The sequence below is a fragment of the Ruegeria sp. AP7 genome (genome assembly GCF_056539905.1).
Genome location: NZ_JBQFVT010000030.1, coordinates 1 through 6073 on the forward strand (window position 1 = coordinate 1; position 6073 = coordinate 6073).

The window sequence follows — 6073 nt, forward strand, 5'->3', positions numbered from 1 at the left end:
AAAACGTCGTCACGGATCACTTCGCCTCATACAGAGCCGCGCTCAGAGAGCTGGGTGCACTCGAAAAACAACAGACGGGCAGGTGGCTCAACAACCGCGTCGAGAACTCGCACCTGCCGTTCCGACGACGCGAACGCGCGATGCAACGTTTCAGGCGTATGCGAAGTTTGCAGAAATTCGCCTCCGTCCATTCCTCCGTCTACAACCACTTCAACCAGGAAAGATCGCTCACCAGCCGGGACACCTTCAAGCTGACACGCGCCGCCGCTCTTAGCGAGTGGCGTCAACTTTGTTCCGGATAGGGTCGCGGTTTCCGCGGCTAACTGAGACTGGTTCGAATTCGTCTGACAGCACCTTCCTAGATACTCCGGGTTCGCACAGTCACAAACAAAGCCGCCCACAAAGTGGACGGCCTTGAAATATCGACACAGGTCAGTTGGTCAGAGAAGCATTGCACTCACGCGCCGCTTCAATTGCCTTCTTGGTGCCAGCAAGGCTTAATTCGAAGGCAAAATTAGACTCTGGCATTACAATCATGGTTTCGCGCTCCATCACGTCTGTGACGAAGTCGGGATTGTTGGCAAGGAGATAACCTCCCTTGTACTCGTCCGCCAAATTAGGTGGCGCCGCTGTTGTATCGCCATAGTATAATTTGTTGTCCATGAGCAGCTCGACTTTATCATCCTTAAATTCGATGTCTGCCTTTGTAAAAACACCCATGTAGCCAAAATCTTTGTCTGGGGTCAGACCCATTTGAACAACGTTAGTATTCTCATCCACCCGTTCGATCAGGCAAGTATTTCGGCTCTTATCCACAAATATATTCCAGCCGGATTCCTCGCCATAGTTTACGAACTCTGCGTTGTCTTTTGGCAGAATATTTTTGTCCTTGGCATGTCCTACGGTTGCTCCGCATGCAAGAACGGCTGCGGCAACAAGTGTCTTAGTTGTCGTTTTCATAGAAACACTCCCATTATAATATTGCAGAATGAAGATATGAGGATAAACCGTAAACGCGAATCTTCAAACTAAAATGAATGGCTGCGTCCTTTCGAATGGTTTGAAAAGCAGGTGGTAATGAGGCCAACACGTGCACCATCGACCAAACCAGAAGTAGAAGGTCCGGTCGGTCGCTCTGCAAAATGGAAACTCATTATATCCCCAGCCCCCAAAAAAACCCGCATCGTTCGGAGGGAAACCAATTGAACAACGCGGGCGGTAGTTTTGGGGTGTTGGTGTTGCGGTACTGATCGAAAGAAGGATCAAAGTTCCCCGCGTCACCTCTATCTGGGATGATGGGCAACGCGGGGATTTAGTCTGACCATGGGACTAGCCAGACTAAGTCGAATTTGCGGTTGGCCGCAGATAGTCAGCTAAGTTAGCATGAACGCTAGTTCTGTACGGCATCGTCCAAGTTCGTAGCCTACCAATTGCACAGTGCGGCCACGTTTTCTGACGCGGTCGTGTAAGCTGGAATAAACAAGAAATTCTCAAACACGCGAGAGCAAACTTTTTGGCGCGCGTAAAATTACTTGAAATGTTGTATTTTAGATTCAAGTATTCGAATGCGTGGCAAATTAGTATTACCTCTGTTGCTCGCACATTCGCCAGACTTGTCTGGTTGCCTCCTGGAGACGCAAGTGAGTGGTGTCACCAGGAGGCCTTTATTTTCGGCTTAATGGGTCTAATAGAGTAAGCTCTAAATTCGACGTGCACTGCAAATCTATGACCTCTCCGTGCAAATCTCAATTTCGTTCGCAAAACCGTGGTTCTACCAAATTGAGCGGTTCTCTATATCGAAAGCGACCCTAAGATCTGTGGTTTTCATCACAGGTAAATATTCAAACATAAACATAATTCTGGATTTGTTGCGTCTGTGTGTGCTCTCTTCGACCGTTAAAGAAGTAGGGGACAGACAGATGAGACGAGCACTGAGAACGTTGACGATTTGGTCATTCATTTGGTTCACGGCATTAGCGAGTGTTTTTCCTGCCGGCGCGCAAGAGACTGAGGCCGACCAAGAGGCTTTGGAAGTCGAGAATGACGATCTCATAAATGCAGTCGCTGATGAGATGATTGCGGCCGACGATCTCGAGATCCTACTTGTTCCCTTAACTGCGGATGAGCTTTCCCAGGTTGCTGGTACTTGGCAGAGTTATGTGCGCTCTCGGCTCGAAGAAGTCGCGCAAGTAAACTTGCAACTTCGTTCGGCGAGCGGAACTCGGGAAGACAGTTTGCGGTCTCAGTTGTCCTCCTTGAACGATTCTGGATCAGACATTCTCGACAAGTATCGCCTGGTGCTCGAAGCATGGACCCTGAAAGGCGCAAAGGCGGAAGATCTAGAACCGCATACTGACTATATTCTCGCGTTGAAAACGGGAGCCCTAAAAACGACCGATCTTCAAACACTTTTTCAGAACGCTTGGGCGTGGTTGTTCTCGTGGGATGGGGGCGTCGGTCTGCTGATGGCCGGTCTGGGTGTTTTGTTGGCAGTTTGGGCCATGATGTTCATTGCTCGGATGGTGCGCCGGGTCACTGAACGGGGTCTGAACAAAATTCCAACTATCTCCAGAATGCTGAAACGCTTCATTGCCACCGCCGTATACTGGGCCGTTTTCGTCCTTGGCATACTCGTCGTTTTAGCTTTGTTCGGAGTTAACGTTACACCGCTTTTTGCCGTGCTCGGTGGTTTGTCGTTCATCCTAGGTTTTGCCTTGCAGGAAACGCTGGGAAACCTCGCAAGCGGTCTGATGATCATGGTCCTCAAGCCATTCGACACTGGCGACTATATCCAAGTGGGCGGTTCATCTGGGTTTGTGGATGAGATGTCGGTGGTTTCAACCAAGATCAGAACATTCGACAACCAGATTATTATAGTTCCCAACAGCAAAATTTGGGGGGATGTCATTACCAATGTAAGTGCATCCGAAGAACGTCGGGTCGATCTGGTCTTTGGTATCGCCTATTCGGACAACGCTGCCCAAGCAATTGAAGCGCTCAAAGACTTGGTTGCGCGTCACCAGCTTTGTCTGAAGACACCAGAACCAGAAATTTTCGTGGGTGAGTTGGGAGACAACTCCGTCAACATCTTCTGCCGTCCATGGTCCAAGTCTGATGACTATTGGACCGTTTATTGGGACCTGACCGGTCAAGCAAAAGAGCGGTTTGATAAAGAAGGCATATCTATACCGTTCCCGCAACGCGATTTGCATATTATTCCCGCAGAAGGAGCAAAATCATGAGGGCTCTTACGCTATGGTTACTGCCTCTTCTATTTTCCTGCAGTTTTGCGCTTGCACAGTCTGAAGAAATCCTCGCACCGGCTGAAGAGAGAGAGGATCCCGAGTTTATTGCGCCGGTGATAGTGGATGGCGAAGAATTGTTCGTGGTTCGCGGTTCAAGTGCGCTGCCCGCAACCGAACGAGCGAGAAAAATTGAGGAGCGGATCGCTCAAGTCGCCGATGCATCTGCGAAAGCTTCAGTTCAGCTTGAGATATCGGAAGCCGAATTTGGGAAAATGATACGCGTTGACGGGCAGATGGTTACGATAACCACCCAAGCTGATGCTGAGCACGAACAAATGGCTATTGAAGTTCTAGCTGGGCTTCAGTCCGAAGCGATTGAGGCTGCAATCCTTCAATACCGAGATGCTCGGTCCAATGAGGGCAGAGTAGATAGTGCGATGGCTGCCTTTGCTTGGACAGCAGTCTTTGCCCTCACTTCTTATGCGTTTTTTGCGAAACGGCGAATGTTGTTAGACTACTTTAGAAACATCTTGGAAAAGAGAGCTGAAGGTGTTGAGGAAGCCACGAAATCGCTCTTGAGAAGCAGGGCAATCGCGTCGATTATCGTCTATTCAATACACATATTGATGTGGGTTCTGTTTCTGTTCTTTTTCTACTACTACCTTTCATTGGTGCTGCTCTCCTTTGCCGAAACCCAGGGCATAGCCCAGATCCTCTTGAAGTATGTCAGCGAGCCGCTCGTAACCGTCGTTTTGGCAATTGTTGAATATATCCCCAACTTGATCATGCTCGCAATCATCGCAGCTGTGACACGGTTGGGAATTCGAGGCCTCGATCTTTTTTTCGATAACGTCGAGAGCGGCGCTTTCCAACTGAAAGACTTTGAAGATCATTGGATTGCGCCAACAAAAATGCTGTGCAGGGCTTTGCTGATTGTTATCGCGCTGGTGTTTGCCTACCCTTATATTCCCGGATCCGACTCTCGAGCCTTCCAAGGCCTGACTATCCTTGCCGGTATCATGGTATCGTTAGGGTCGAACACGGTCGTCTCGAATATGATGGCCGGTCTGTTTGTCATCTATAGACGCAGTACCAATGTCGGTGATCGAATTCAAGTTGGCGACAAGATTGGGGATGTAACCGAGATCAAACTGATGGAAACACTCATTAAGTCGATAAAGAACGAGATGATTAGCATTCCAAATGCACAGCTGCTCAACTCCGAAGTCGTAAACTACTCGCGCAAAGTGGATGGTCGAGGGCTGTTGGTTCACACGACAGTAGGTATCGGATACGAGGAGCCACCAAAGAAAATCAAAGCGATGCTGATAGAGGCAGCTCATCGTACTCAAGGGTTAAGAAAGAACCCTGAACCTTTTGTGCTTTGGACGCAGCTAGCTGACTACGCAATCAATTATGAGATTAACGCATATACTTCGCGCGGATCGAGCTTGCCTAAGATTTTGTCCGATTTGCGCGAAAACATTGTCGATGTGTTTAATGAAAACGGAACACAGATAATGACACCGTCTTACATTGCAGACCCGCCAGAACCCAAAGTTTCGACAGAAGAATGGGACGGAAAGCTTGCTCATCACGCTGAATAAACTGCATTCATCTATAGGTTATCAGTGTCGGTGCTTAAGCTTCGTATTGTATAAATAGGTCATTGAGTAGCCATGTCTCCGCAATCCACTGAGCAGACCATTAGGGGCTTGAAACGCTCGTTCAGGAATGGCAACCCAAAAGGAATCAGCGTCACGTGGGAAATGCCAAATGAAAAACATTTTTCTAACGTGCTGCTTTGGAGCTATTTCGCTAGGATTTGCAGCGTTACCTTCAGCCGCGCAGCCCCGGCTAGGTTGGGCGTATCAGGTTGATGGGCTTGCTGCGTTTCAAGGGGACGCGGATTTGAGTGACGGTGGCGAATTCTCTGCAAGCCGAGCATTTCTACGTGCTACCGCACTTTACAATCTGGAAGGAGGAAACTCCATTGGGCTTTCAACCAGCTTCGGCAAGCTGGATTATAGCTTTAGTCAATCGAACAATCAGCCATGGGAGAACATCCGTGACTTGCGCGTTGCTGTTCCCTTGCGATTTCGTGCGAGCGATACAGCAACAGTTTTTGTGTCACCACAGATCAGGTGGGATTATCAAAGTGGAGCTTCCGCATCTGATGGTAGGACCTACGGTGTTTTCGCGGGTATTGCTTGGCAACTTAACGAGCGCCTGACGATAGGACCGGCCTTTGGCGCGTTCTCTCAATTTGACGATGGTGGTACCGATTTTTTTCCGGCCCTGCTGATCGATTGGGACCTAAATGATCGCTGGAACTTGAACACTGGCTCAGGGATTGGAGCGACACAAGGCCCCGGGTTGACGCTGAGCTACACGTTGACTGAGACCATAGACCTTTCCTTAACCGCACGATCGGAGAGAATTCGATTTAGGTTGGACGGGGAAGGTCTCGCGCCGGACGGGGTGGGCGAAGACAAGAGTGTCCCCGTCGTAATTTCCGTTGGATACAACCCAAATCCTGGAGTTTCATTGAGCGTATTTGCAGGCGCAGAATTTGACGGCCGCCTGACGCTAGATGATACGAATGGAGCAGAAATAAGTCGCCAGAGCTACGATACTGCACCATTGGTTGGACTGGCGTTCAGGGTCAGGTTCTGATCACATCATTGAGCCAATTTGCCAATTGTGCGCGGAGTTATTATTGCGTCTGAGTTCGAACGTCCGCTTTGTCCGGCGGTCTCAATGGATCGACGCAACACTTCACTTTGAGAGCAAAGATGGAGTGTTGGAATGGCTTATCGACGTCGGAT

General features: G+C 49.3%; 5 protein-coding genes. 4 read left to right on the forward strand and 1 reads right to left on the reverse strand.

From position 1 onward, the window contains the following. Positions 1–302 (forward strand): DDE-type integrase/transposase/recombinase (locus tag ACR0KN_RS22285; protein ID WP_480656668.1); only part of this gene is annotated, 302 nt, incomplete at its 5' end. A 130-nt stretch (positions 303–432) separates the two neighbouring features. On the opposite strand, the gene ACR0KN_RS22290 is transcribed toward ACR0KN_RS22285, so the two are convergent. Then, the gene (locus tag ACR0KN_RS22290; RefSeq protein ID WP_170477857.1) at positions 433–960 is read right to left on the reverse strand and encodes a hypothetical protein; all 528 of its coding nucleotides are present in this window, start codon (positions 958–960) and stop codon (positions 433–435) included. Between the two features lie 857 nt (positions 961–1817). Between ACR0KN_RS22290 and ACR0KN_RS22295 the strand changes: the two genes are divergently transcribed. The 3 genes from ACR0KN_RS22295 (at position 1818) to ACR0KN_RS22305 (ending at position 5921) form a co-directional block, all read left to right on the forward strand. Beyond that, on the forward strand, positions 1818–3242 hold the full coding sequence (locus ACR0KN_RS22295) for a mechanosensitive ion channel family protein (protein WP_480656670.1): 1425 nt from the start codon (positions 1818–1820) through the stop codon (positions 3240–3242). Next, positions 3239–4852, forward strand: coding sequence for a mechanosensitive ion channel family protein (locus tag ACR0KN_RS22300; RefSeq protein WP_480656672.1), 1614 nt, complete (start codon positions 3239–3241; stop codon positions 4850–4852). Before ACR0KN_RS22295 ends, ACR0KN_RS22300 begins: the two co-directional genes overlap by 4 nt. 169 nt (positions 4853–5021) lie before the next feature. Continuing rightward, positions 5022–5921 carry a hypothetical protein gene (locus ACR0KN_RS22305; RefSeq protein ID WP_480656673.1) on the forward strand — a complete coding sequence of 300 codons (900 nt, stop codon included), beginning with the start codon at positions 5022–5024 and terminating at the stop codon, positions 5919–5921. Positions 5922–6073: the final 152 nt, after the last annotated feature.

What these genes read in the sequence shown, in the direction of transcription:
- ACR0KN_RS22290 (WP_170477857.1), bottom strand. Translation starts at nt 960, where the DNA reads ATGAAAACGACAACTAAGACACTTGTTGCCGCAGCCGTTCTTGCATGC.
- ACR0KN_RS22300 (WP_480656672.1), top strand. Translation starts at nt 3,239, where the DNA reads ATGAGGGCTCTTACGCTATGGTTACTGCCTCTTCTATTTTCCTGCAGT.
- ACR0KN_RS22305 (WP_480656673.1), top strand. Translation starts at nt 5,022, where the DNA reads ATGAAAAACATTTTTCTAACGTGCTGCTTTGGAGCTATTTCGCTAGGA.